Annotated in this window: 23 protein-coding genes; 11 read left to right on the plus strand and 12 right to left on the minus strand. The window is 56.5% G+C overall.

What is annotated here, in order from left to right; all coding sequences use genetic code 11:
• The first annotated feature begins 188 nt into the window (after window positions 1-188).
• The 4 genes from dam to trpS are packed head-to-tail and all read left to right on the plus strand — an operon-like array spanning window position 189 to window position 3433.
• The gene (dam, locus tag ACMGG1_RS00715; RefSeq protein WP_128865271.1) at window positions 189-1001 is read left to right on the plus strand and encodes an adenine-specific DNA-methyltransferase; all 813 of its coding nucleotides are present in this window, start codon (window positions 189-191) and stop codon (window positions 999-1001) included.
• A 56-nt stretch (window positions 1002-1057) separates the two neighbouring features.
• On the plus strand, window positions 1058-1735 hold the full coding sequence (gene rpe, locus ACMGG1_RS00720) for a ribulose-phosphate 3-epimerase (RefSeq protein ID WP_020837326.1): 678 nt from the start codon (window positions 1058-1060) through the stop codon (window positions 1733-1735).
• Window positions 1728-2426: a phosphoglycolate phosphatase gene (locus ACMGG1_RS00725; protein ID WP_046372482.1), complete on the plus strand. Its 699-nt coding sequence runs from the start codon at window positions 1728-1730 to the stop codon at window positions 2424-2426. Before rpe ends, ACMGG1_RS00725 begins: the two co-directional genes overlap by 8 nt.
• A 2-nt stretch (window positions 2427-2428) precedes the next feature.
• Window positions 2429-3433, plus strand: coding sequence for a tryptophan--tRNA ligase (gene trpS, locus ACMGG1_RS00730; protein WP_020837324.1), 1005 nt, complete (start codon window positions 2429-2431; stop codon window positions 3431-3433).
• A gap of 50 nt (window positions 3434-3483) precedes the next feature.
• Here trpS and cysG read toward each other — a convergent pair whose 3' ends face one another.
• From cysG to nirB, 4 genes are read right to left on the minus strand one after another with little or no spacing between them, the layout of a single operon-like run.
• Window positions 3484-4887 carry a siroheme synthase CysG gene (gene cysG / locus ACMGG1_RS00735; protein ID WP_130016884.1) on the minus strand — a complete coding sequence of 468 codons (1404 nt, stop codon included), beginning with the start codon at window positions 4885-4887 and terminating at the stop codon, window positions 3484-3486.
• 49 nt (window positions 4888-4936) lie between these two features.
• Window positions 4937-5737 carry a nitrite transporter NirC gene (gene nirC / locus ACMGG1_RS00740; protein WP_046372484.1) on the minus strand — a complete coding sequence of 267 codons (801 nt, stop codon included), beginning with the start codon at window positions 5735-5737 and terminating at the stop codon, window positions 4937-4939.
• 30 nt (window positions 5738-5767) lie between these two features.
• Window positions 5768-6094 carry a nitrite reductase small subunit NirD gene (gene nirD / locus ACMGG1_RS00745; protein WP_020837321.1) on the minus strand — a complete coding sequence of 109 codons (327 nt, stop codon included), beginning with the start codon at window positions 6092-6094 and terminating at the stop codon, window positions 5768-5770.
• Window positions 6091-8640, minus strand: a complete 2550-nt coding sequence (gene nirB, locus ACMGG1_RS00750) for a nitrite reductase large subunit NirB (protein WP_020837319.1) — start codon at window positions 8638-8640, stop codon at window positions 6091-6093. The genes nirD and nirB overlap by 4 nt, the downstream gene beginning before the upstream one ends.
• Window positions 8641-8943: 303 nt before the next feature.
• Between nirB and ACMGG1_RS00755 the strand changes: the two genes are divergently transcribed.
• Window positions 8944-10212: a cytosine deaminase gene (locus ACMGG1_RS00755; protein WP_414161440.1), complete on the plus strand. Its 1269-nt coding sequence runs from the start codon at window positions 8944-8946 to the stop codon at window positions 10210-10212.
• A gap of 60 nt (window positions 10213-10272) precedes the next feature.
• Here the strand turns inward: ACMGG1_RS00755 and tsgA are convergent, their stop codons facing one another.
• The 4 genes from tsgA to ACMGG1_RS00775 all read right to left on the minus strand — a co-directional run bounded on the left by tsgA (window position 10273) and on the right by ACMGG1_RS00775 (window position 14490).
• Window positions 10273-11457 (minus strand): MFS transporter TsgA, encoded by a 1185-nt coding sequence (gene tsgA / locus ACMGG1_RS00760; RefSeq protein ID WP_020837315.1) that lies wholly within the window; start codon window positions 11455-11457, stop codon window positions 10273-10275.
• A 316-nt stretch (window positions 11458-11773) separates the two neighbouring features.
• Window positions 11774-12751 (minus strand): LacI family DNA-binding transcriptional regulator, encoded by a 978-nt coding sequence (locus ACMGG1_RS00765; RefSeq protein ID WP_115061143.1) that lies wholly within the window; start codon window positions 12749-12751, stop codon window positions 11774-11776.
• Window positions 12752-12847: 96 nt separating this feature from the next.
• Window positions 12848-14155: a 6-phospho-beta-glucosidase gene (locus ACMGG1_RS00770; protein ID WP_046372486.1), complete on the minus strand. Its 1308-nt coding sequence runs from the start codon at window positions 14153-14155 to the stop codon at window positions 12848-12850.
• Window positions 14152-14490: a PTS lactose/cellobiose transporter subunit IIA gene (locus ACMGG1_RS00775; protein WP_041415733.1), complete on the minus strand. Its 339-nt coding sequence runs from the start codon at window positions 14488-14490 to the stop codon at window positions 14152-14154. Before ACMGG1_RS00775 ends, ACMGG1_RS00770 begins: the two co-directional genes overlap by 4 nt.
• A gap of 357 nt (window positions 14491-14847) precedes the next feature.
• On the opposite strand from ACMGG1_RS00775, the gene ppiA reads away from it, so the two are divergent.
• The 3 genes from ppiA (at window position 14848) to btsR (ending at window position 17988) form a co-directional block, all read left to right on the plus strand.
• Entirely contained in the window at window positions 14848-15417 is a 570-nt protein-coding gene (gene ppiA / locus ACMGG1_RS00780) for a peptidylprolyl isomerase A (RefSeq protein WP_020837308.1), read from the plus strand.
• A 160-nt stretch (window positions 15418-15577) separates the two neighbouring features.
• On the plus strand, window positions 15578-17263 hold the full coding sequence (locus tag ACMGG1_RS00785; protein WP_046372487.1) for a sensor histidine kinase: 1686 nt from the start codon (window positions 15578-15580) through the stop codon (window positions 17261-17263).
• On the plus strand, window positions 17263-17988 hold the full coding sequence (gene btsR, locus ACMGG1_RS00790; RefSeq protein ID WP_020837306.1) for a two-component system response regulator BtsR: 726 nt from the start codon (window positions 17263-17265) through the stop codon (window positions 17986-17988). Before ACMGG1_RS00785 ends, btsR begins: the two co-directional genes overlap by 1 nt.
• Here btsR and ACMGG1_RS00795 read toward each other — a convergent pair whose 3' ends face one another.
• Window positions 17989-18267 (minus strand): type II toxin-antitoxin system RelE/ParE family toxin, encoded by a 279-nt coding sequence (locus tag ACMGG1_RS00795; protein WP_337048008.1) that lies wholly within the window; start codon window positions 18265-18267, stop codon window positions 17989-17991. It abuts the gene before it with no gap.
• A gap of 17 nt (window positions 18268-18284) precedes the next feature.
• A complete protein-coding gene (locus ACMGG1_RS00800) occupies window positions 18285-18554 on the minus strand; it encodes a hypothetical protein (protein WP_020837302.1) in 270 nt (89 codons plus the stop codon).
• A 225-nt stretch (window positions 18555-18779) separates the two neighbouring features.
• Here ACMGG1_RS00800 and ACMGG1_RS00805 point away from each other — a divergent pair, with 225 nt between their 5' ends.
• From ACMGG1_RS00805 to argD, 3 genes are all read left to right on the plus strand, one after another.
• The gene (locus ACMGG1_RS00805) at window positions 18780-20306 is read left to right on the plus strand and encodes a DUF853 domain-containing protein (RefSeq protein WP_259219725.1); all 1527 of its coding nucleotides are present in this window, start codon (window positions 18780-18782) and stop codon (window positions 20304-20306) included.
• A 110-nt stretch (window positions 20307-20416) separates the two neighbouring features.
• Window positions 20417-20992 carry an aminodeoxychorismate synthase component II gene (locus ACMGG1_RS00810; RefSeq protein ID WP_142816263.1) on the plus strand — a complete coding sequence of 192 codons (576 nt, stop codon included), beginning with the start codon at window positions 20417-20419 and terminating at the stop codon, window positions 20990-20992.
• 131 nt (window positions 20993-21123) lie between these two features.
• Window positions 21124-22341, plus strand: a complete 1218-nt coding sequence (argD, locus tag ACMGG1_RS00815; RefSeq protein ID WP_414161101.1) for a bifunctional acetylornithine/succinyldiaminopimelate transaminase — start codon at window positions 21124-21126, stop codon at window positions 22339-22341.
• A gap of 73 nt (window positions 22342-22414) precedes the next feature.
• On the opposite strand, the gene ACMGG1_RS00820 is transcribed toward argD, so the two are convergent.
• Both ACMGG1_RS00820 and crp read right to left on the minus strand, forming a co-directional pair.
• Window positions 22415-24490 (minus strand): YccS/YhfK family putative transporter, encoded by a 2076-nt coding sequence (locus tag ACMGG1_RS00820; protein WP_041415732.1) that lies wholly within the window; start codon window positions 24488-24490, stop codon window positions 22415-22417.
• A gap of 52 nt (window positions 24491-24542) precedes the next feature.
• Window positions 24543-25175, minus strand: coding sequence for a cAMP-activated global transcriptional regulator CRP (crp, locus tag ACMGG1_RS00825; RefSeq protein ID WP_004718520.1), 633 nt, complete (start codon window positions 25173-25175; stop codon window positions 24543-24545).
• Window positions 25176-25234: the final 59 nt, after the last annotated feature.

Below are 25234 nucleotides of genomic sequence, written 5' to 3' on the forward strand. Positions count from 1 at the left end.
TGCGCCAGTTAACCCGCGACAGATGACTGAAGTGGCCTGGAAACAGGCTGAACAACCGTGCGTGGCCAGCGATGCTGCGGCTTGAAGTATGATGGGTATCAATCACTTAAATTTGTGCGCTGATGTGCTGTCTGAAACAGAGTACAATCCGCCGCTCTGAATTGTATAATAAGTAGCTAATTGACGGCATGAAGAAAAACCGCGCTTTTTTAAAATGGGCTGGTGGAAAATACCCGCTGGTGGACGAGATTCGTCGTCATCTGCCAGCAGGCGACTGCTTAATCGAGCCCTTCGTGGGTGCGGGTTCAGTCTTTCTGAACACGGAATACGATGCCTATATTCTCGCCGACATCAACAGCGATCTTATTAACCTGTATAACATCGTTAAGCTGCGTACGGATGACTTCGTGCGTGATGCCCGCCTTCTTTTCACCGATGAATTCAATAAGTCGGATCAGTTTTACCTGCTGCGCGAACAGTTCAATACTAGTGCCGATCCTTATCGCCGCGCGCTGCTGTTTCTTTATCTGAACCGCCACTGTTATAACGGCCTGTGCCGATATAACCTGCGTGGCGAGTTCAACGTTCCCTTTGGACGTTACAAGAAACCGTACTTCCCCGAGGAAGAGCTGTACTGGTTCGCCGAAAAATCCCGCAACGCCACTTTTGTCTGCGAGCATTACCGGGATACCATGGCAAAAGCCGAGCGTGGTACCGTGGTGTATTGCGATCCGCCGTATGCGCCATTATCGGCGACGGCGAATTTTACCGCCTACCACACCAACAGCTTCAGCATGGCCGATCAACAAAGCCTGGCGTTGATGGCACATCAGCTTTCGGTTGAAAGCCAGGTGCCGGTATTGATTTCCAACCACGATACCGAACTGACGCGTGACTGGTATCAGCACGCCTCGCTGTTTGTTGTGAAAGCGCGTCGCACCATCAGCCGCAATATTCTCGGCCGCAGCAAAGTGAATGAACTTTTGGCGCTTTATCGTTAAACCGGGGTTACGCCCCGGCGTATAACAAATTCGAACCCTACGTTTGGAGATAGCGGATGAAAAAATTTTTGATTGCCCCGTCCATTTTGTCGGCAGATTTTGCTCGCCTGGGTGAAGACACAGCCAACGTGCTGGCCGCAGGTGCCGACGTAGTGCACTTCGACGTGATGGATAACCACTACGTTCCCAATCTGACCATCGGGCCGATGGTTTGTCAGGCGCTGCGTAACTACGGCATCACCGCACCGATTGACGTGCATCTGATGGTGAAGCCGGTAGACCGCATAGTGCCGGACTTCGCCGCAGCGGGTGCCAGTTACATCTCTTTCCATCCGGAAGCCTCCGAACACGTCGATCGCACCATTCAATTGATTAAAGAGCACGGCTGTAAAGCCGGCTTGGTATTCAACCCGGCGACGCCGCTGAGCTATCTCGATTACGTGATGGACAAAATCGACGTGATCCTGCTGATGTCGGTCAACCCTGGCTTTGGCGGCCAGTCGTTTATCCACGGCACTTTGGATAAACTGCGCCAGGTGCGCAAGCTGATCGACGAAAGCGGTCGCGATATCCGTTTGGAAGTGGATGGCGGCGTGAAAGTCGACAACATCGCCGAAATCGCCGCAGCCGGTGCAGACATGTTTGTCGCCGGTTCAGCCATCTTCGGCAAGCCGGACTATCGCCGGGTGATTGATGATATGCGCAGCGAACTGGCGAAGGTGACGCATGGCTGATTTCAGTGCCATCCGCGCTCTGGCCTTTGATCTCGATGGCACGCTGGTAGACAGCGCGCCGGGATTGGCGGCCGCTATTGATATGGCGCTGGCGGAAATGGGTCTGCCGCAGGCCGGCGAAGACCGGGTCAGCACCTGGATTGGCAATGGCGCAGACGTGCTGGTACAACGCGCGCTGCGCTGGGCTGAGGTGGAAGCCACCCCGGAACACTGCCAACAACTGCGCGAACGTTTTGATCACTTCTATGCGCAAACCGTGGACAGCGGCAGCCGTCTGTTTCCGCAGGTGAAGGAAACGCTGGCCCAATTAGCTGCGCAAGGGTATCCCATGGCGCTGGTGACCAACAAACCGACGCCGTTTGTCGCACCACTGTTGGCCGCATTGGGCATTCTCGATGACTTTTCGCTGATTATCGGCGGCGATGACGTGGTGGAAAAGAAACCGCACCCGGCACCGCTGTATCTGGTCCTCGGCAAGTTGGGTCTGCGCACCAACGAGTTGCTGTTTGTGGGCGATTCCCGCAACGATATTCAGGCGGCGCAGGCGGCTGGCTGCCCTAGCGCCGCGCTGACCTACGGTTATAACTACGGCGAGGCGATTGCCCTGAGCCATCCCGACCGCGTGTTGGAGCGCTTTGCCGATTTGTTGCCCGCTCTTGGGCTGTCATCTTTAGAGAATCAGGAAATTTAAACATGAGTAAGCCCATCGTATTTAGCGGCGCACAACCGTCCGGTGAACTGACCATTGGCAACTACATGGGTGCCCTGCGTCAGTGGGAGAAAATGCAGGACGATTATGACTGCATCTACTGCATCGTTGATTTGCATGCGATCACCGTACGTCAGGACGCAGAAAAACTGCGCAAAGCTACGCTGGACACGCTGGCGCTGTATCTGGCCTGCGGCATCGATCCGCAAAAGAGCACCATCTTCGTACAGTCTCACGTGCCGGAGCATACGCAACTGAGCTGGGTGTTGAACTGCTATACCTATTTCGGCGAACTGAGCCGCATGACCCAGTTCAAAGACAAATCCGCACGCTATGCGGAAAACATCAACGCCGGCCTGTTCAGCTACCCGGTGCTGATGGCGGCGGATATCCTGCTGTACCAGACCAACCAGGTTCCGGTCGGTGAAGACCAGAAGCAACATCTGGAACTGAGCCGTGACATTGGTCAGCGTTTCAATGCGCTGTACGGTGACGTGTTCAAAGTCCCTGAGCCGTTTATTCCCAAGTCCGGCGCTCGCGTGATGTCGCTGCAAGAGCCGACCAAGAAAATGTCCAAGTCGGACGATAACCGCAACAACGTGATTGGCCTGCTGGAAGATCCGAAAGCGGTGAGCAAGAAAATCAAACGTGCGATGACCGACTCTGAAGAGCCGCCGGTAGTGCGTTACGACGTGGCGAACAAGGCAGGGGTATCAAACCTGCTGGATATTCTCGCCGGTGTGACCGGCAAGAGCATCGCTCAGTTGGAAGCCGAGTTTGAAGGCCAGATGTACGGCCACCTGAAAGGTGCGGTAGCCGAAGCGGTATCAGGCATGCTGGGTGAGCTGCAGGAGCGTTACCACCGTTTCCGCAATGACGAGGCCTTGCTGCAGCAGGTGATGCGTGACGGTGCGGCCAAGGCTCGTGCGCGCGCACAGGAAACGTTGGCCAAGGTTTACCAGGCGGTTGGCTTCGTGTCGCCACAGTGATCCTCGCCATAAAAGAAAAGCGGCCATTGGCCGCTTTTTTTACGTCTGAATCAAGCCATTTGCGCCAGTGGCTGTGGTGATTCCTGGCTGGAGAACCAGTTCAGCTTGCTGCGCAGGTTCACCACGCTGCCGACGATGATCAAACTTGGGCTGGCAGCTCGCATGGCCAGGGTTCCCAGCTGGTTCAGTTCCCCTTCGATCACCCTTTGACGACAAGAGGTGCCGTTTTCTACCAGCGCCACCGGGGTGGAGGCCGGCATACCGTGCGCGATCAGTTGGCGTTGGATCTCTGCCGCCTGCGTCAGGCCCATGTAAAACACCAACGTTTGCTGCCCGGCGGCCAGCGTTGACCAGTTTAACCCGCCATCGCGCTTGGCGTGCCCCGTCACCAGGCGTACGCTTTGCGCATGGTCGCGATGGGTGAGGGGAATACCGCTGTAGGCTGAGCAACCGGAAGCCGCGGTAATGCCCGGCACCACCGAGAACGGAATATTGGCGTCGGCCAACGTTTCCAGCTCTTCACCGCCGCGGCCAAAGATGAATGGGTCACCGCCTTTCAGTCGTACCACGCGCTTACCTTGTTGCGCCTGCTCGAGCAGGATTTGGTTAATCTGATCTTGTGGCACGCAATGGTTGCCGGCACGTTTGCCGACGAAAATGCGCTCGGCATCGCGACGCACCAGCGTCATGACCTCATCGGAGACCAGGCGGTCATAAACCACCACGTCAGCCTGCTGGATCTGCTGCAGGCCTTTCAGGGTCAACAGGCCAGCGTCACCCGGTCCGGCACCCACCAGTACCACTTCACCGCATTGTTGCTGTTGATGGCTAAACAGCTCTTCGATCTGCCGATCCGCCAGCGGTTGGTCATCATTGGCCAAAGACTGCGCCAGGCGGTCGTGGGCAAACAGTTTTTCCCAAAAACGACGGCGTGCGCCGATGTCAGAGAAGTGCTTTTTTACCCGTTGGCGCAATGAGCCGCCCAGTTGCGCCAGCTTGCCAAGATGCTGAGGCAGCATGGCCTCCAGTTTTTCTCGCAACAGCCGCGCCAGCACCGGCGCTTTACCGCCGGAAGACACCGCGACCATAATCGGCGAGCGATCGATAATCGATGGCATGATAAAGCTGGCGCGCTTGGGATCATCCACGACGTTGCAGAACACCCGTTGCTGGTTGGCGCATTGATACACCAACGCGTTGACTTCCACTCGATCGGTGGCGGCGATCACCAGCCACTTTTCCGCCAGCAATGCCGCGCTGAACTCGCCTTCTGCCAGCGTGACCCGGCCAAGCGCGGCCCATTCGTGAAATTGCGGGCTGAAGCTGCAGGCGTTGACGGTCAACGCCGCGCCGGCATCCAGCAGCAAACGGGCTTTGCGTTCGGCAATCTCGCCGCCACCGACCAGCAGGCAGGCTTTGTGTTGCAGTTGGCAGAAAATCGGCAGGTAATCCATCGGCAATCCTCGGGGCAATCAGCAGTGGGGCGCAAAGCGCCCCGGAATATTATGCGGCTTGACGCGTTACGGCTTTTTCAGCCTGCGGCCGTTCGGCACGTGGTGTGGCATACCAGTAGCCCAGGCCCATCAGCACCGAGCCGGACAGGATATTACCCAGCGTCACCCACAGCAGGTTATGGCCGATGCCACTCAGGGTATAGGCTTCGCTGTGATGGCCGAACCAGGACAGGGCGAACAGCGTCATATTGGCAACCGAGTGTTCATAGCCGGAAGCGATAAAGGCCAGCAGACACCACCAGATGGCGATGAACTTGGCGGCACCTTCCACGCGGATCGCCATCCAAATCGCCAGGCAGACCAGCCAGTTACACAGCACGCCCTTGAAGAACAGCACTTCCGCCGGTGCGGTGGTTTTTGCCAACGCCGCGGTGTGTACCAGACTGGTGTCTACCGGCAACAGGCTGCCGCCGCCGTAATAGTACATCAGCGCCACCAGCACCGAGCCCAACAGGTTGCCTAACCAGGTCTGCGGCAAGACCGCCCACATTTGGCCCTGCGTGATGGTGCCGGCCTTGACGCCGAGCGTCAGGAACATGGTGTGGCCGGTGAACAGTTCGGAACCGGCGATGATCACCAGCGTCAGCGCGATGCCGAAGGTGGCCCCCATCACCAGCGGACGCAAGGAGGGATCGACCAGATTGCCGAGGGTGAAGATCAAAATGATGCCGAGGCCGACGTAGGCCCCGGCCATTGCCGAGCTGATCCAAAAGCCCAGCGGGCTGTGTTTTGCCAGCCGGACGATGCGCGCCGCATTGGCGGCGCATTTGTTGATGGTATCGGTGAACATGCTGCTTCCCCTGAGGTTAAAGTAGAAATATCAGGCCGCGACCTGCACCATGCCGTCCAAAACCCGGCTGGCGAAATGCGCGACGGAGCGGCTGTCATCTTCCAGACAGTAACCGTCGTGCAGGCGGAAATGTTGTTTTTTTAACGGGCTGGCGACCCACAGCTCACCCTGATGTTCGGCGATCAGCCCGCGTGATAACACGCTGGCCTGGGCGAAGGGATCAATATTGCTGATGGCAAAGACCTGATCGTCGGCGTAGGGGCGGAAGATGGCCACCTGTTGGTCGCCAATCAGGGCACACACGCCGGTACCTGGCAGGATATCGCTGATAGGGCAAAGGGTTGTCCACTGGCTCATGCGTTGTTCTCCTCGGTTTCCAACAGGGTGACGGGAATGCGTTCATCCGGACGGGCCGGGCGGTGCTGCTCGCGTTCGGCGACCACCTGGACGTTCGGATCGCGCTGGCTACTGTTGATAAAGTGGGCGAAGCGGACCTGAGATTCGGGGTGCTCAACGGTTTCTTTCCACTCGCAGATCACCGCATCGCGCAGGCGGGCGATTTCGGCTTCCAGTTGAGCGTTAATGCCCAGTTTGTCGTCAATGATCACTTTGCGCAGGTAATCGATGCCGCCTTCCAGGCTTTCCAGCCATACCGAGGTACGCTGCAGCTTATCGGCGGTGCGGATATAGAACATCATAAAGCGATCGAGGTAGTGCTCCAGCGTCACGCTGTCGAGGTCAGCCGCCAGCAGATCGGCATGGCGCGGTTTCATGCCGCCGTTGCCGCAGACGTACAGGTTCCAGCCGTTTTCGGTAGCGATAATACCGACGTCCTTGCCCTGCGCCTCGGCGCATTCACGGGTGCAACCGGAAACGCCAAACTTCATTTTGTGCGGGGTGCGAATGCCTTTGTAGCGGTGTTCCAGCTTGACGCCAAACCCGACGCTGTCGCCGACGCCATAGCGGCACCAGGTGCTGCCAACGCAGGTTTTCGACATGCGCAGCGCCTTGGCGTAGGCGTGGCCGGTTTCAAAACCGGCGGCAATCAGTTTGCTCCAAATGGCCGGCAGGTCGTCTTTTTGCGCGCCGAACATGCCGATGCGCTGAGAGCCGGTCATCTTGGTGTACAGATTGTATTCCTTGGCGATCTGGCCGACCGCCATCAAACCGTCCGGCGTGATTTCACCGCCGGCGGAGCGTGGGATCACCGAATAAGTGCCGTCTTTCTGGATATTGCCGAGGAAGTTGTCGTTAGTGTCCTGCAGCGGCGTATGTTGCGGTTTGAGCACGTACTCATTCCAGCAGGAGGCCAGCAGTGAGCCAACGGTAGGTTTACACACTTCACAGCCGTAACCCTTGCCGTATTTGGCCAGCAGTTCGTCGAAGGATTTGATGCCTTCGACGCGGATCAGGTGGTAGAGCTCCTGGCGTGAATAAGCAAAGTGCTCGCACAGGTGATGGTTGACTTCGATGCCCTGTTTGGTCAGTTCGGCATTCAGTACCTGGGTGATCAGAGGAATACAGCCACCGCAGCCGGTACCGGCCTTGGTTTCAGACTTGATGGCGGCGACGGTGTGGCAACCCATGCTGACCGCCTTGATGATATCGCCTTTGCTGACGTCGAAGCAGGAGCAGATTTGCGCGGTTTCCGGCAGCGACTCGACGCCAATCGCCGGCTTGCTGCCTGCGTGCGACGGCAGGATCAGACCGTCCGGGTTTTCCGGCAGTTCGATGGCGTTTAACGCCAGCTGCAGCAGGTTGCCGTAGTCACTGGTGTCGCCCACCAGCACTGCGCCGAGCAGGGTCTTGTTGTCTGCGCTGACGACGATACGTTTATAAATTTCTTTGCTTTCATCCAGATAAACGTAGCTGCGCGCCCCTTCGGTGCGGCCATGGGCATCACCGATGCCGCCGACGTCTACACCCAGCAATTTCAGCTTGGCGCTCATGTCTGCGCCCAGGAAGGTGTTTTCGCGCCCCAGCAGATGGTCAGCCGTTACCTGTGCCATTTTATAGCCCGGTGCAACCAGGCCGAAGGTGCGATCGCGCCATGAGGCGCATTCGCCGATGGCGTAAACGTCCGGATCTGAAGTTTGGCAACTGTCGTTAATCACGATACCGCCCCGGCGTGCGGTGGCTAGCCCACACTGATGGGCCAGTTTGTCCTGGGCACGGATACCGGTGGAGAAGACGATAAAGTCGACTTCCAGTGCGGTGCCGTCGGCGAACTGCATGGTCTTGCGCGCCTGCTCCCCGCCGTTGACGATTTCCTGGGTATTTTTGCCGGTATGGACTTTGACGCCCATGCGTTCGATTTTACGACGTAGCTGATCGCCGCCCATCGGATCCAGCTGTTCTGCCATCAGTACCGGCGCAAACTCAATGACGTGGGTTTCTACGCCCAGGCTTTTCAGCGCGCCTGCGGCCTCCAGACCGAGCAGGCCGCCACCGACTACGGCACCGCGTTTGCTGCGGCGTGCGCAGGCTTCGATGGCGTTGAGATCTTCAATGGTGCGGTAGACGAAACAGTCCTGGCTGTCTGAACCCTTGATCGGTGGGATCCACGGGTAAGAGCCGGTGGCCATGATCAGCTTGTCGTAGTACACCGTGCGGCCGGTGTTGGAGTGAATAACTTTTTCACTGCGGTTGATGGTGATGGCCCGCTCGCCGACCAGCACTTTTACGCCCTGTTTTTCGTAAAAGCCTTCGCGAACCAGCGAGAGCTCTTCGGCGGTGTGGTGGGAGAAATAAGAAGACAGGTGCACGCGGTCGTAGGCGATGCGCGGTTCTTCACAAAATACGGTGATGTCGAACTGGTCTTTGTCTGCTTTTTCCAACAGATCTTCGATAAACCGGTGGCCGACCATGCCGTTACCGATGACAGCAAGTTTGACTCTGCTCATTATTGCCTCAAAATTCTGATTTCCTAGCGTTACCTTATTCCTCCCTACGGGCAATTTATTGATGCAAATCAATCGCCCCTCCATATACCTCTTATGTGGTATATGGATGATTTTTATCGATATTTGATAAGTTGCGGTTTTTATTCACCTTTAGCTGAAACGAGCCAGTTAATGCGAATTCTACTTATTTGGGAGTAAGGGGTGGGGTAATAACCGCAAGGGCGCTTTGTCAGTCTGATCCGCTGCCAGTATGATGAATAAAACAGGCTGGAACAGCAGAGGTGAAGCGTGGCCAAGAGTCCATTGAAGTTTATCGATAACCTGCGTTTAAGCGGGCATGAAGGGCTGTGGCAACTGGCCATTGAACAGGGGCGCATCGCTCATATCGTGCCGCAGCCGGAAGGGCAGGAGTGGCGCAACGACGTGCTGGATGCGCAGGGCGGGCTGGCGCAGCCGGCATTTGTCGAGCCGCATATCCATCTGGATACCACCCAAACCGCCGGGCAACCGGCCTGGAACCAGTCAGGTACCCTGTTTGAAGGCATTGAACGCTGGGCGGAACGCAAGGCACTGCTGACCCATGAGGACGTCAAGCAACGCGCCTGGCAGACGCTGAAATGGCAGATCGCCAACGGCGTGCAGTACGTGCGTACCCATGTTGACGTCTCGGACCCGACCCTGACGGCGCTACGTGCGATGCTGGAAGTGAAGCAGGAAGTGGCCCCCTGGGTTACGCTGCAAATCGTCGCCTTCCCGCAGGAGGGCATCATGTCTTATCCCAACGGCGAAGCCCTGTTGGAAGAGGCGCTGCGGTTGGGTGCCGATGTGGTAGGGGCCATTCCGCACTTTGAATTCACCCGGGAATACGGCGTGGAGTCGCTGCACAAGGCGTTTGCTCTGGCGCAGAAATACGATCGGCTGGTGGATGTCCACTGCGATGAGATTGACGACGAACAGTCGCGATTTGTCGAGACCGTAGCGGCGCTGGCGCTGAAGCTGGACATGGGTGCCAGGGTGACCGCCAGCCATACCACGGCGATGCACTCTTACAATGGCGCTTATGCTTCACGGCTGTTCCGCCTGCTGAAAATGTCAGGCATCAACTTTGTTGCTAACCCGCTGGTGAATATCCACCTGCAGGGGCGCTTCGACAGCTACCCGAAGCGGCGCGGCATCACCCGGGTGAAAGAGATGCTGGAGGCGAATATCAACGTCTGCTTTGGTCATGACGATGTGTTCGACCCCTGGTACCTGCTGGGGACCGCCAACATGCTGCAGGTGCTGCATATGGGGCTGCATGTGTGCCAACTGATGGGATACGGCCAGATCGACGACGGGCTGAAACTGATCACCAGCCACAGTGCCCGGACGTTGAACCTGACCGATTACGGCCTGGCGGCAGGGAACAGTGCCAACCTGGTGATTCTGCCGGCGGAAAGCGGTTTTGACGCGGTGCGTCGACAGACGCCGGTGCGCTATTCGATACGGCAGGGGGCGGTGATTGCCGAGACTCAGCCAGCCGAAACCACGCTGTATCTGGCACAGGATGAGAAGGTGGATTTCCGGCGTTAAGGCACCGGTTGCAGCATAAAAAAGGGCGCCAAGGCGCCCTTTTTACATCACGTCGGCAGGTTAGTGCGTCACGTGACCGTGGCTGCGGTGCTTGGTCACGAAACCGAGCAGCAGACACATGACGAATACCGCCAGGTACAGGCCGTTAGCGGTAGTCAGCGCTGCATGCGCGCCGCCTTTCGCTACGATCGGGCCGGTGACCACGAAGGTCAGCATGGTGCCGATGGTGCCGCAGGTCAGGATGAAGTTAACCAGTTTCGGTGAAGAAACCTTGGTCTGCAGCGAGCCCAGAGTGATCAACGTGGTGTAGATCGCGCTGGAGACGAAGCCCAGAGCCATAATGTAGTAGCCCAGGTGTTCCGGATTGTCGGTGCTGACGAACATGTACATCGCACCGGTCGCCAAAGCGGCCAGAATGGTGACGATGCGCTGCAAATCGAAGAAGCGCAGAATAAAGCTGAACACCCACATGCCCACCATGTATGAGGTCCAGAAATCGCTCACCAGTTTACCGGCCTGGCTGATATCCATACCGAATGACTTGGTGGCGTATTCCGGCACCCACTGGATGAAACCAAGCTGGCCGAGGATGTAGCACAGTGCGGCGATCGACAGGAACAGCACGCCGATACCCCATTTTTCTTTCGCTACCGGCTGGCCGGCGTCGGCGCCTTTGTTGCCCAGCACCGGGAACTCGGAGAACAGGGTCAGCACAAAGATACCTACATACAGCAGGCCGATGCAGGCGTACACCCAGTACCAGCCGATCTGACGAGCCAACAGCATTGCGGCAACAATCGGGAAGATCATCCCGGCCATGCTGAAGAAGGAGTCAGTGAACAGCAGGCGCGAACCGCGTTGGCGGCCGGCGTACATATGGGTGATCAAGAAGGTGCCTATCGACATGGTGATACCGCTGACCACGCCAAGGACGAACATGCACAACGAGAACATGGTCAGGCTTTTGCCGACCATCAACCCGGCGACAGCCAGCACCATCAGCACAAAGCCGAACATCAATTGACGTTTCAGCGGGATGATTTCCATCAGCCAGGCATTGAGGAAGATCGAAATCAAAATACCGGCGTTAAGAAAGGTAAAGGTATTGCTCATGCTGGAAACCGGCAGATTAAAGTACTCTGCAATGTTCCCCATCACCATCCCTGTGACGATAACTAAAGCACCGGTCAGCGCGTAAGAAAAATAGCTGATCCAGGTAAGCCGTAGACGGTTGCTGTCATTCATTATATAGGCCTGATTATGTCTGTTAGGATTATTCCCGTCGCCTTTCAAACCGCAGCGTTGTTACCTGTACTAACTCCCCCCAGTCACTTACCTAAGTAAGCTCCAGGGGATGAGTAAGTTGGGCGTCTAGCTGCAATTTGAAATTCATAGGGTATAACGCTGGATTAAGGCCGCTGGCTTTTCCTGGCAAAAGCAGAAAAAAGTCCCGATCAGGCCACCAGGGAGCGGATCCTAGCACAGACAACGGGAGTTTTTGTGATGGCTGTCGATTTTTTGATGCAATGAATGAGCGGTGGTGAAATATTTTTGTGATCTGTTAGCTCACCGTCACGATGGAATCTCGACTGATGACGATCGGTGAGAAGCTGACCTCAGGCGTGGTCGGATCAATCAGCCGCCTTGCCGCGTATTGCGCCATTTCGGTAATCGGGAAATGTACGCTGGTCAGCGCCGGTCGAACGAAAGGTGCACGTTCGCCGCTGTCGTAACAGATCAGCGAGATATCTTGCGGAACCCGTAGGCGATGTTCGTTGATTGCCAGCAGCGCGCCGATGGCCATTTCTTCGTTGCAGCAATAGATAGCGGTAGGCGTGGTTTTCATTTGCAACAGCAGATCGGCGCAGCGATAGCCGCTTTCCAAATCGTAAAGCCCTTCGACGCAGGCAACCGGTTTGATGTGTGCTGCCTGCATTGCCTGTTCAAATCCCTGCAGTCGCAAGTGGCTGGAGGGGCGATCGCGGGGGCCGCTGATGCAGGCGATGTGTCGGTGGCCGGCATCAATCAACTGTTGGGTCGCCATGCGGCTGGCGCGCGGATGATCGAAAGTGACGCAGCGGTCTTCCAGACCGGGCACCAGACGATCGAGCAGGATAAAAGGGCGTTGCTCTGTTGCCAACTGACGCAGTTGGTCGTCGCTGAGGAAGCGGACATGGAGGATCACACCGTCGCAACGCAGACTGAACAGCCGTTGAATCGCCTGCCATTCGTTTTCGGCGCTGTTGCGGCCCTGGGTCACCAGTAACTGTTTGCCATGGGATTCTGCTTCGGTTTGCACGAAGTCCATCAGCGCGCCGAAGAAGCCGCCGCGATATGAGGTCGTGACCAGCCCGAGGGTATTGCTGTGGCTGGAGGCCAGTGCGCGTGCTGCAGGGTTGGGGGTGTAACCGAGCTGGGCCACCGCGCGTTCCACTTTCTCGCGGGTCTGCCCTTTAACGTTGGTGTCGCCATTCACTACGCGGGACACGGTGGCGCGGGACACGCCCGCCAAGGCTGCGACATCTTCCAGTGTCACCATCATCCGACTCCTGATTACGACAAAAATGGGGTCGACGTATCGACCCCCTACAGATTAGTTATAGCAATGTATCAGCAACCGCGGCTGGCCCGGTGGTTATTTAAACTGTGGCAGATAAGGCGCATTCACCGCCAACACTTCATCCAGCAGCGGCTGGGCCACATTGGCATTACCGACCAGCGGATTGGTCACCAACGCCAGCAGACCACTACGGCGATCGCCATGCACTGCGGCTTCGATAGTCAGACGCTCGTAGGCTTTCACCTGTTGAGTCAGCGCATGCATGGAATCCGGCAGCGTGCCGAAGGTCAGCGGATGGGCACCCTGAGCATCGACAATACAGTTGGTTTCTATCACAGCATCGTCCGGTAAACCGCGAATGGCACCACGGTTTGCAGTATTGACGACTAATTGCGTGCCGAGATTATTATGGATCGCACGAATTAGCTCCAGCGCGACTTCCGAATAATATGATCCGCCGCGGAAACTTAATTGTTCCGGTTTGCTGTCGAGGTGTGGATCGGCATACAGCTCAAACAGCTCTTTCTCTACTTTCATCACCTGCTCGGCACGGGTGCCGCGCTCGGCCGCCGCGGCAATTTCTTCGGCCAGCATCTCTTTGGTTTGGTAGAAATAGCGGTGGTACGGGCAAGGGATTGCCCCTACGGCGCGCAGGAAGTCCGGCTGCCAAGGCTCTTCCTTGATGTTGTTCATGGTCAACGCGGCACCATCGCACAGCATGTCGATCACCTTACCGGTGACGTCTTGCCCCTTTTGCAGCACCTGATGAACCCAGACCATATGGTTCAGCCCGGCAAATTGCAGCTGTATTTCTTGAGAAGGGCTTTTCAGCATGTTGGCAATCATATGGTGCATGCTGATCGGTACGTTACACAGCCCGATGATTTTCGCTTTGGTGTAACGTGAGACCGCTTCGGTAACGATGCCGGCCGGGTTGGTGAAGTTGATGATCCAGGCATCCGGCGCCAGTTTTTCCACTCTGCGGGCGATATCCAGCATCACCGGTATGGTGCGCAGCGCCTTGGCAAAGCCGCCGACGCCGGTGGTTTCCTGGCCTATCAGATCGTATTTCAGCCCCAAGCGCTCGTCGGCGGCGCGTGCCGGCAGCTGGCCGACGCGGAACTGGGTCAGGACGAAGTTCGCGTCCCGAATAGCCTCATCCAGTTCGAAATGCACGCTGACTTTGACCTGCTCCAGGCCATGGCGTGCCAGCATGCGTTCGGTCAGCGCAGCAATGATCTCTACCTTTTCGCGGCCGGGTTCAACATCTACCAGCGCCAGTTCGGTCACCGGCAGTTCTTCGATACGTTGGATCAGCCCATCAACCAATTCTGGCGTGTAACTGCTGCCGCCGCCGATCACGGCGATTTTCAAGGCGCTCATGCGCGAACCTCCATCTGGGCCTGGCGGCGGTAGAGTTCAATCATGTCATCCGCCAGATCCTGGATCACCATGGCGTTCATCAGATGATCCTGGGCATGAACGGTAATCAGGTTGATGGCCAGTTTGCCGCAGCCTTCATCCATGCCGATCAGTTGGGTCTGGATAAGATGCGCCTTTTTCACCGACTGTTTGGACTCGGCCATGTGCTTGGCTGAGGCGGTAAAGTCACCGGCACGTGCCTGCTGCAAGGCCATCAACGCACTGCTGCGGGCACCACCGGAGAACACCAGCAGCTCCATGATGGTGCTTTCAAAATCGGGGCTGATTTCAGTCATCAATTCACTCACATTATTTCTCCTGTTATTGCGCGGCGGCAGTGCCGGCGGATATTCGTTACTTTCGCTGTCATTCTTAAAATGAGAGCGCTCTCATTTCTTTAGATTAACCGGAACAGGAAATGAAACCGGGAGTTGTGTCGCAAAAAGCGAGCAAGGCGTAAAAAGGGCAAAAAATGCGTGATGCAGTTGGCAAAAAGGTCTAAGGCGATCATACTTTTGGCAGTAAAATTCGGGGCTGGCTGAGATAAGTCCCACAATTGCGTAAATATAGGTAAATGGCTGGCACTCGCAGGTTCAGCTCTTTAGAATCAAAGCGCTTTTCCGTTGTTTGTCTCTTAGAGAAAGGACCCGTTAATGTTCAAACGTACTTTAGTGACCCTCGTTGCGCTGTGTTCCCTGACAGCAATGGCACCCGCTGCGCTCGCTGCCGGTGAAACTCATGTCATGCTGACCACCTCAGCAGGGAATATCGAATTGGCGCTCGACAGTCAGAAGGCTCCGGTTTCCACCAAGAACTTCATCGACTACGTGAACAGCGGCTACTACAACAACACTATTTTCCACCGCGTGATCCCGGGCTTTATGGTTCAGGGCGGCGGCTTTACTGCCGATATGCAGCAAAAATCCACCCAGGCACCGATCAAGAACGAAGCGGATAATGGCCTGCGTAACCTGCGTGGCACTATTTCGATGGCGCGTACCGCCGATAAAGACAGTGCTACCAGCCAGTTCTTCCTGAACGTGGCGGATAACGCCTTCCTGGATCACGGCCAGCGCGATTTCGGTTACGCGGTGTTTGGCAAGGTGGTTAAAGGCATGGACGTGGTAGATAAAATTTCCCAGGCGCCGACCGGCAACGTGGGGCCATACCAAAACGTTCCAAGTAAACCTATCGTCATTCTGTCAGCGAAAGTGCTGCCATAATGATTTTGCGCCGGCCCCGGTGGGCCGGCTGCATTGCTTTCCCCGGAAGCCTTGCCTGCATCACTGTTTTTTTCCCCGTCGCATGCTTTAATCGCCAGCTTATAATCAGACCGGAAACCCGGCGTTCTGCATCTGTTTTGTTAAGGGATGAGCTGCTGCCATGTTTGAATTTAGCCAGGTTCTGCTGCTGTTACAGCAGATGTGCGTCTACCTTGTCATTGCTTATTTACTGAGTAAAACCCCGTTATTCATTCCGCTGACACAGGTGACTATCCGCCTGCCGCACAAGCTATTGTGCTACGTCATTTTCTCGGTGTTTTGCATCATGGGCACCTATTTCGGGCTGCATGTCGAAGGATCGATTGCCAACACTCGCGCGATCGGCGCCGTGCTGGGCGGCCTGTTGGGGGGACCTTCGGTAGGGTTCCTGGTGGGTTTGACCGGGGGCTTGCATCGCTACACGCTGGGCGGTATGACCGACATCGCCTGTGCGGTCTCTACCGTGGCGGAAGGGTTGGTGGGCGGGCTGGTGCACAGCATCGCCATGCGCCGGCGGCGTATCGACCTGCTGTTTAACCCCTTGTTTGTTGCCGGGGTGGCATTGGTGACCGAAGTGCTGCAAATGGCGATTATCCTGGCGATTGCACGGCCGTTTGACGAGGCGCTGCGGCTGGTGGAGCACATTGCTTTGCCAATGCTGATTGCTAACACGCTGGGGGCGGCGATGTTTATGCAGATCCTGTTGGACAGGCGGGCGATGTTCGAGAAATACACCGGCGCGTTCTCCGCCAAGGCACTGAAAATTGCCGAACGTACCGAAGGCATCTTGCGCCAGGGGTTCGATCAGGAAAACAGCATGCGGGTGGCGCGGGTGCTCTATCAGGAGTTGGGGATTGGTGCCGTCGCGATAACCGACCGTGAGAAGCTGCTGGCGTTTATCGGCATCGGCGACGATCACCACCTGCCGGGCACGCCGATCTCATCAAAGCATTCGCACCGCGCGATCGACAACAACGAAGTGGTTTACGCCGACGGCAATGAGCTTTCCTACAGCTGCTCGATCAACGCCAACTGCAAACTGGGTTCGACGCTGGTGATCCCGTTGCGTGGTGAGAACCAGCGGGTGATTGGCACCATCAAGCTCTACGAGCCGAAGAGCCGTTTGTTCAGCACCATCAACCGCACGCTGGGTGAAGGTATCGCCAACCTGTTATCCGCACAGATCATGGCCGGCCAGTATGAGCGCCACACGCAGTTGCTGGCGCAGTCGGAAATCAAATTGCTGCATGCGCAGGTCAATCCGCATTTCCTGTTCAACGCCCTGAATACGCTGGTGGCGGTGATCCGTCGTGACGGGGACCGGGCCTGTGAGCTGGTGCAGTACCTTTCGACCTTTTTCCGCAAAAACCTTAAGCGTTCGGACGACGAAGTCAGCCTGGCAGACGAACTTGAGCACGTTAACGCCTACCTGCAGATCGAACAGGCGCGTTTTGCCGATCGGCTGGAGATTGCGGTATCGCTGCCGGAAGAGCTGTTGGCGGTACGTCTGCCGGCCTTTTCACTGCAACCAATCGTTGAGAATGCCATCAAGCACGGCACTTCGCAGTTGCTGGGCATCGGGCGTATAGATATTGGCGCTCGGCTCGAAGACGGCTGTCTGTTATTGCAGGTGACCGACAATGCGGGTCTGTACCAACCTTTGCCGAACAACAGCGGGTTGGGAATGAACCTGGTAGATAAACGTATTCGCGTACGCTACGGCGACGGCTATGGCGTACGGGTGGCCTGTGAGCCACAAACCTTCACCCGCATTACGCTCAATGTACCCTTGGCGAGGGCTGCCTGATGTTAAACGTACTGATTGTCGATGATGAACCGTCTGCACGCGATAACCTGCGACATTTGCTGGAAGCGGAAGAGGGCATCAGCATTGTCGGCGAATGCGCCAATGCGATAGAAGCCATCAGCGGGATCCATCGCCTGCAGCCGGACGTGGTGTTTCTGGATATTCAGATGCCGCGCATTACCGGGTTGGAGATGGTAGGCATGCTCGACCCTAATCGCATGCCGCATATCGTGTTCCTGACCGCCTATGACGAATACGCGGTGCAGGCCTTTGAAGAGCATGCGTTTGATTACCTGTTGAAACCGGCGGAGCCGAAGCGGCTGAGCAAAACGCTGCAGCGCCTGCAGCAACAGCGCGGGCAGCAAAACATCGCCGCGCTGGACGAAAGCGCCGGCTACCTGAAATACATCCCTTGTACCGGCCACAGTCGCATCTATTTGCTGCGCTTTGACGAGGTAGTAGCGATACGTTCGCGACTGAGTGGCGTATTTGTGGTGCGTAATGACGGCATGGAATGTTTTACCGAGCTGACGCTGCGAACGCTGGAGCTGCGGACACCGCTGGTACGTTGCCACCGTCAGTATTTGGTCAATCTGGAGCAGGTGCGTGAAATTCGCTTCGATGAGGGCGGCGCTGCGGAAATGATCATGCCGGTTGGGGAGCCAGTCCCGGTCAGCCGCCGCTATCTGAAAGCCTTGAAAGAGGAGCTGGGGCTGCGGGGGTGATTAATCCTTTGGCCATTGCCGGCGGGAATGTACGACTGCCAAAATAATAAGAAGGTCATTTTTTACTTCATAAATCAGTAGGTAAAAATGATGAATGACCCATTCACGTGTACCTGAAACCCGGCCCACTTTGCCACTTGATGGGTTTCGGGATAGTTGGCTTGCCGCCGCAGAAATCAAAGCATCAATCTCTGCGGCAGCTATCGGGTCCTTTGACGCAAGATAGTCATAAATTGCCATACGGTCAGCAATTGCGGGATCCGTCCACTTTAGCTTCACGATATTTCCTTATCGTTTTACCGCATTGATTTTGCCCTGCGCTCGGCGAAATAAGCCTCAACGTCCTCATTATCAACCACTCTTCCTTCCTGGAGCGCTTTTCGGCTTAAATCGACCTTCTCCTGCAACCACTGTTCATACTCTTTTTGCTGCGATTGTCGACTGACAAAATCTCGCATGAAATCGCGTAAAAGCTGAGATGCCGTTCGATCCGCTGCTTTGGCCGCACTGGCAAAAGCTATTTTTAACTCGTCATCCACGCGGATAACCACGGTAGATTCAGACATGGTAAATACCTCGTATATACAGCGTACTGCTTACTATATCACCGGTGTTTTATTGTTCAAGTGGGTTATCGCATGGCTGCAATGGGCTAAGCGGAATCCTAAATTTACCTGTCCAGTTGGCGGGTTAAGGGGCCGATTTTTGTTTGTCCTTGACGGGGTTAAGTCCCCCTTATAGCTTTATTGACATCAACAGGCGCTTTTTGCGTCGCGTCCAAGGAAAAGAAAATGAGTGAAGCACGGATTATCGCCAAAGCGATGAAAGACGGGAAACCGGTACAGGATTTGGTTATCCTGCCGGCATTGGCGAACCGCCATGGTCTGATCACCGGAGCGACCGGGACAGGTAAAACCGTGACGCTGCAAAAAATGGCCGAGCAGTTTTCGCGCATTGGTGTGCCGGTCTTTTTGTCTGACGTAAAGGGAGACCTGTCGGGTATTGGTACCGAAGCCGTGCCTTCCGAGAAGCTGCAGGCGCGTTTGGCGGCAATTGGCGTCACTGACTGGCAGCCGCAGGCCTGCACGATTATTCCGTGGGACATTTATGGCGAGAAGGGCCACCCGATCCGCGCCACCGTTTCCGATCTGGGGCCGTTGCTGCTGGCCCGCTTGCTGGATTTGAACGAAGTTCAAAGCGGCGTGCTGCAACTGGTGTTCAAAATAGCCGACGACAATGCGCTGCTGCTGTTGGATATGAAAGATCTGCGCGCCATGGTGCAGTACGTTGGGGACAACGCCAAACAGTTCCAAACCCAATATGGCAATATCTCTTCGGCTTCGGTCGGCGCTATCCAGCGCGGATTGCTGACGCTGGAAGAGCAGGGGGCAAACCAGTTCTTCGGCGAGCCGATGCTGGACATCAATGACCTGATGAAAACCGACGCCAACGGCCACGGCATCATCAACCTGCTGGCAGCGGACAAGCTGATTAATCAGCCGAAACTCTATTCGGTGTTCCTGCTGTGGCTGCTGGCCGAGCTGTTCGAACACCTGCCGGAAGTGGGCGATCCGGAGCAGCCGAAGCTGGTGTTCTTCTTCGACGAAGCTCACCTGCTGTTCAACGACGCACCGGCGGCGCTGCTGACGAAAATCGAACAGGTGGTACGCCTGATCCGTTCCAAAGGTGTCGGCATCTACTTTGTTACCCAAAACCCGCTCGACATTCCGGACAGCGTGCTCGGTCAGTTAGGCAACCGCGTGCAGCACGCGCTGCGCGCCTTTACCCCTCGCGATCAGAAAGCGGTGAAAGCCGCGGCGCAAACCATGCGCGCCAATCCGGTCTTCGATGCGGAAACGGCGATCACCGAGCTAGGTGTCGGCGAGGCGCTGGTTTCTTTCCTCGACGAAAAAGGGCGGCCAAACGTGGTGGAACGGGCGATGGTGATCGCGCCGGAATCCAAGATGGGCATGCTGGGGGCGGAAGGGCTGAACAGTGCGATCAATAAATCGCCGCTGTACGGTCGTTATGAGGATATGGTGGACCGCGAGTCCGCCTACGAGAAGCTGTCTGCGGAAGGTTTCGCCACCGTCGGTGCACCGCAAGCGGGCCAACCGGCGCAGCAACCCCAGGCGCAGCAGCAGGCGGGTGGCGGCCTGATGGGCGGCCTGAACGATATTCTGTTCGGCTCTACCGGCCCACGCGGCGGCAAGCGCGACGGCATAGTTCAAACCGCCGCCAAGAGCATGGCACGCGATCTCGGTCGACAGATCCTGCGCGGCGTGCTGGGCTCGATCATGGGCGGTCGCAAGAAGTAAGCTGAAATTATCGGTAGCGGCAGTATCGTGAGGGCGTTGTATACTGCGCCCGTGTAAATCGGGGCGGCATATTCGCCCCTGCGATTGCGATGATGTCTGTTGGAAACACTATGCTGCTGTTGATCGATAACTACGACTCTTTTACCTATAACCTTTACCAGTACTTTTGCGAATTAGGCGCGGAGGTGCTGGTGAAGCGTAACGACGAGCTGCAACTGGCCGATATCGAAAGGCTGGCGCCGCAGCGTCTGGTGATCTCTCCTGGGCCCTGTACCCCGAATGAAGCCGGTATCTCATTAGCCGCCATCCAACATTTTGCCGGCAAGCTGCCGATCCTCGGCGTTTGTCTGGGGCACCAGGCGCTGGGGCAGGCATTCGGTGCCAAGGTGGTGTGCGCCCGCGAGGTGATGCACGGCAAGACCTCGGCGATCCGCCATCTCGACAGCGGTGTTTTTCGCGGGTTGAACAACCCGCTGACCGTTACCCGTTACCATTCGTTGGTGCTTGAAGCTGCTACTTTGCCGGACTGTTTTGAAGTTACCGCCTGGAGCGAACGCGACGGCGTACGTGATGAGATCATGGGCATCCGCCACCGGCAGTTGGCGCTGGAAGGGGTACAGTTCCACCCAGAAAGCATTCTCAGCGAACAGGGGCATCAGCTGTTGGATAATTTCCTTAAAAGTTAATTATTTAGATTTTTTTTAGTCGCCAAGGTGATTTGCGTTTGCCCTTTAATGGTTTTTTATGCATATTTTGTGATTATATTTTCATTCAATTGCCATTAAAAAACTGAGTTACTTTCAGGGTGGACCCCATAATGACCGAAAAATCTGCAGTAACCCGCAGCACCTTTGATCAGGTTATCCTGCCTGTTTATGCACCTGCTCAGTTTGTCCCGGTCAGGGGCAAAGGCAGCCGCGTATGGGACCAGCAAGGGAAAGAGTACATCGATTTCTCCGGCGGCATTGCGGTGACGGCGTTGGGGCACTGCCACCCGGCGTTGGTTGAGGCGCTGAAACAGCAGGGCGAAACCCTGTGGCATACCAGCAACGTGTTCACCAACGAACCGGCGCTGCGCCTGGCGACCAAGCTAATTAACGCCACCTTTGCCGATCGGGTGTTTTTCGCCAATTCCGGCGCAGAGGCTAACGAAGCTGCCTTCAAACTGGCGCGTCATTATGCGATTACCCGCCACAGTCCGTACAAAACCAAAATCATCGCGTTCTATAACGCGTTTCACGGCCGCACGCTGTTTACCGTCTCCGTCGGCGGACAGGCCAAATATTCCGACGGCTTTGGGCCCAAACCGGCTGATATCGTACACGTGCCGTTCAACGATTTGGCCGCGGTGAAAGCGGTGATGGACGACCATACCTGCGCGGTGGTAATGGAGCCGATCCAAGGTGAGGGGGGGATTACCCCGGTAGACGCCGACTTCCTCAAGGGCGTACGCGAACTGTGCGACCAGCATCAGGCGCTACTGGTATTCGACGAAGTGCAAAGTGGCATGGGGCGCAGTGGCAAACTGTTCGCCTATATGCACTATGGCGTGACGCCAGACATCCTGACCACGGCCAAGGCGCTTGGCGGTGGCTTCCCGGTTAGCGCGATGCTGACCACCGAAGAGATTGCCTCGGTGATGCAGGTGGGTACCCATGGCACCACCTACGGCGGCAACCCGTTGGCCTGCGCGGTGGCGGAGGCGGCGCTGGACGTGATCAATACGCCGGAAGTGCTCAGTGGCATTGAACTGCGTCATGGACTGTACGTGCAGGCGTTAAAACAGATTGGCGAGAAATATGGTGTTTTCAGCGACATTCGCGGCATGGGCCTGCTGATTGGTGCCGAATTGACGAAAAATTACCACGGCAAGGCGCGTGATTTCCTGACTGCCGCCGCTGCACGCGGGTTGATGATCCTCAATGCAGGGCCAAACGTGATCCGTTTTGCGCCTTCGCTGGTGGTAGCAACCGAGGATATTGACGAAGGGATGGCGCTGTTTGAACTGGTCGTGCAGGACGTGATTGGCGCTTAATGCATAAGGGCACCGAGGGGCGGTCTCCCTAATAACAAGCTTTGTCAGCAGTCTGAGGGCACCGAGGGTGCCCTTATTGATCGCGCAGTTTGCGCTTCAGCCAGATACCATGGTGCGGACGCTGGCGCCAGGCCAGTGACGAGATGGTGTGCATGACGCTCAGGTGGGACAAAATCCGCCGCAGATGGCGTTCCATTTCAGTCACCGGCATATCCGGCTGCAAATCCGGTGGCTGCATAATGCCGTTGCCACTGCTCGGCCCGTCGTATTCAAGCCGCTGCTGACAGCTTTGCAGCGCGATTTCACAAGACTGCAAATACTCCTCCGCCAGCTTTGGCGTCAGCATATAGTGCTCGCGCGCCAGAATGGTCATCGCATTCAGGTGTTCGACAATAAACTGGCTGTGCGTAACCCACAGGCGCATATCTGCCAGGTAGCTCGATTCAAATCCCGGCTCCTGCATCGCCTGATTGAGTGAGGTGAACAGCGCGTTGTGCGCCTGATTGACCTGCATGCGGGCATAAGCCAGCGCGCTGGGATCGGGTTCTTGCTCTTCCAGCAACAGGCGCAGCGCCTGTTGATCGTTTTCCAACGCCTGATGGGCGTTCTTGCGTAGCAGACCGCTTTGCCACTGTGGCCACAGCCAGATGGTGCTGCCGAACACCAGCACGCAGCCGATCAGCGTGTCGATCAGGCGCGGCACCAGGAAGTGGGTGCCGTTCAGTGCCAACAGTTGCAGGGTGTAAACCGCCGTCACCGTAAAGCCAATTACCGCCAGCCCGTAATTTTTACGTGAAACCAGATAGGCCAGCAGCGTGATCACCAGCATCACGCCCAGCGTCTCAGCCTCGGGCAGCTGCAGCTGCAGTAACCCGGCGGCAATCACCAACCCAACCAGGGTGCCGAGCGCACGGTGCTGGATGCGCACCCGGGTGGCGTTGTAGCCGTTTTGGCTCACCAGCATGATGGTCAGCAAGATCCAGTAAGGTTTTGGCAGATTGAATATCATCCCCAGGCTGCTGCCCGCCGCCAGGGTGACTCCCAGCCGAGCCGCATTACGCAGGGCGTTGGATTTGAACGACAGGTAACTGACCAGCGCGGGCCAGAATGGCAGACGGTTTTGATTGGCCATCAGATCGCGTCGGTAGAGTGGGTGCTGGGTGCGCAGCAGGCGGGCGATGCGGCTGAAGTGGTAATAACAGAATTGGCCGACCGGGTTGTCCGGGTGTTGCGCCGCCACTTTTTCCAGGGCTGCCAGCTCATGATCCATGTTGAAACGCTGAGAATGCTGATGATAGAGGATATCGTGCGCTACCGTGCGCAGCCGATTGGCAATCACCTGTGCATTGCGGCGGATAATGGCTTCGGCCTGGCTCTGCTCTACCAGCTTTTGGACCTCTTCCGGCAGGTGTAGGCTGACGGTGATATGTTCCTGCAAATCCAGCGCGACCTGAAAGGTGCGTTGCAGGCGCTTTTGTTCGAGATTGCTGGCATGGGGCAGAAAATTAAGCTGCTGATACAGCAAGGTGATCAGGTCCATGACCTTTTGCTGGCGCACCAGCAGCGGTGGTAAGGCGGTCTGCGGATCGGTGTGCTGGGTCAACAGCGAATATTTGGCTTCGAAGTAGTCCGCCAGCTCCAGATAGAGCTGATTGAGCGACTCGCGCATCGGTTGCTCTTTCCACAGCTTGAACCAGAACCAGGTAAACAGGCCGTACCAGGCGGTACCCACGATATATAACACCGGCGCGTGCCAAAGCGGCACCGTACCGGCCATGCTGAGGGAGAAGATGGCGGCAACCAGCGCGGCGGGCAGCAGGCGGGCGTGCAGTGGGCTGATTTCGCCGCTGACGCCAAGCAACAGTGCCAGACCGAGCATCAATGCGGGCAGCGGTACTTGCCACAGCAGTGCCTGTTGCAGCAGCAGGCTGCTAAGCGCAAAGAGCGAGCCGCCGACGATCAGGCGTTTAAAGAAGCGTTTGTGGGGCGTGTCCAACCCGGCGATGTTGCAGCAGGCGGGAACCAGGGAAAATAGCAGGCCGTATTGCAGTTGGCCGATCAGCAGCCCGAGCAGAACCGGCAGGCACAGCACCAGCGTTTGTCGCAGTGCATAGTTGACTTCCGGATGATAAATCAGTCGGCGCCACATGATAAATCGGGGCATAAAAACGGCGCGAATTATCGCGCCGTTTTTTCAGTGATTAACGGGTGCCGTAAACGACAATAGTTTTGCCGTGAGCGGAGATCAGGTTTTGATCTTCCAGCATTTTCAGAATACGACCCACGGTTTCACGAGAGCAACCGACGATCTGGCCAATTTCCTGACGGGTGATTTTAATCTGCATGCCATCCGGATGGGTCATGGCATCAGGCTGTTTCGCCAGGTTCAGCAGGGTTTGCGCGATGCGGCCCGTAACGTCCAGGAAGGCGAGGTTACCCACTTTCTCAGAGGTTATCTGCAGGCGGTTTGCCATCTGGGCAGACAGGCGCATCAGGATGTCCGGGTTTACCTGAATCAGCTGGCGGAATTTCTTGTAGGAAATTTCAGCCACTTCACAGGCGGTCTTCGCCCTAACCCAGGCGCTACGCTCCTGACCTTCTTCAAACAATCCAAGCTCGCCGATGAAATCCCCCTGGTTAAGGTAGGACAGGATCATCTCTTTACCTTCTTCATCCTTAATCAGCACCGCGACGGAGCCTTTGACGATGTAGTAAAGCGTTTCGGCTTTTTCACCTTGGTGAATCAGCGTACTTTTGGATGGATATTTGTGGATATGGCAATGAGACAGGAACCATTCGAGAGTAGGGTCTGTTTGCGGTTTGCCGAGAACCATTCGCTGTTATCCTCTGTTGTTATCGCTGCCTTGTGTCACAGGGGTCAGAGTTCCCTGTA

This window comes from Serratia sp. BNK-12, assembly GCF_047456085.1.
GTDB classification, from domain to species: domain Bacteria; phylum Pseudomonadota; class Gammaproteobacteria; order Enterobacterales; family Enterobacteriaceae; genus Serratia; species Serratia liquefaciens.

Bases quoted from the DNA above. Each gene is read 5' to 3' on its own strand.
- dam (WP_128865271.1), top strand. From the start codon at position 189: ATGAAGAAAAACCGCGCTTTTTTAAAATGGGCTGGTGGAAAATACCCG.
- rpe (WP_020837326.1), top strand. From the start codon at position 1,058: ATGAAAAAATTTTTGATTGCCCCGTCCATTTTGTCGGCAGATTTTGCT.
- ACMGG1_RS00725 (WP_046372482.1), top strand. From the start codon at position 1,728: ATGGCTGATTTCAGTGCCATCCGCGCTCTGGCCTTTGATCTCGATGGC.
- trpS (WP_020837324.1), top strand. From the start codon at position 2,429: ATGAGTAAGCCCATCGTATTTAGCGGCGCACAACCGTCCGGTGAACTG.
- cysG (WP_130016884.1), bottom strand. From the start codon at position 4,887: ATGGATTACCTGCCGATTTTCTGCCAACTGCAACACAAAGCCTGCCTG.
- nirC (WP_046372484.1), bottom strand. From the start codon at position 5,737: ATGTTCACCGATACCATCAACAAATGCGCCGCCAATGCGGCGCGCATC.
- nirD (WP_020837321.1), bottom strand. From the start codon at position 6,094: ATGAGCCAGTGGACAACCCTTTGCCCTATCAGCGATATCCTGCCAGGT.
- nirB (WP_020837319.1), bottom strand. From the start codon at position 8,640: ATGAGCAGAGTCAAACTTGCTGTCATCGGTAACGGCATGGTCGGCCAC.
- tsgA (WP_020837315.1), bottom strand. From the start codon at position 11,457: ATGAATGACAGCAACCGTCTACGGCTTACCTGGATCAGCTATTTTTCT.
- ACMGG1_RS00765 (WP_115061143.1), bottom strand. From the start codon at position 12,751: ATGGTGACACTGGAAGATGTCGCAGCCTTGGCGGGCGTGTCCCGCGCC.
- ACMGG1_RS00770 (WP_046372486.1), bottom strand. From the start codon at position 14,155: ATGAGCGCCTTGAAAATCGCCGTGATCGGCGGCGGCAGCAGTTACACG.
- ACMGG1_RS00775 (WP_041415733.1), bottom strand. From the start codon at position 14,490: ATGACTGAAATCAGCCCCGATTTTGAAAGCACCATCATGGAGCTGCTG.
- ppiA (WP_020837308.1), top strand. From the start codon at position 14,848: ATGTTCAAACGTACTTTAGTGACCCTCGTTGCGCTGTGTTCCCTGACA.
- ACMGG1_RS00785 (WP_046372487.1), top strand. From the start codon at position 15,578: ATGTTTGAATTTAGCCAGGTTCTGCTGCTGTTACAGCAGATGTGCGTC.
- btsR (WP_020837306.1), top strand. From the start codon at position 17,263: ATGTTAAACGTACTGATTGTCGATGATGAACCGTCTGCACGCGATAAC.
- ACMGG1_RS00800 (WP_020837302.1), bottom strand. From the start codon at position 18,554: ATGTCTGAATCTACCGTGGTTATCCGCGTGGATGACGAGTTAAAAATA.
- ACMGG1_RS00805 (WP_259219725.1), top strand. From the start codon at position 18,780: ATGAGTGAAGCACGGATTATCGCCAAAGCGATGAAAGACGGGAAACCG.
- ACMGG1_RS00810 (WP_142816263.1), top strand. From the start codon at position 20,417: ATGCTGCTGTTGATCGATAACTACGACTCTTTTACCTATAACCTTTAC.
- argD (WP_414161101.1), top strand. From the start codon at position 21,124: ATGACCGAAAAATCTGCAGTAACCCGCAGCACCTTTGATCAGGTTATC.
- ACMGG1_RS00820 (WP_041415732.1), bottom strand. From the start codon at position 24,490: ATGTGGCGCCGACTGATTTATCATCCGGAAGTCAACTATGCACTGCGA.
- crp (WP_004718520.1), bottom strand. From the start codon at position 25,175: ATGGTTCTCGGCAAACCGCAAACAGACCCTACTCTCGAATGGTTCCTG.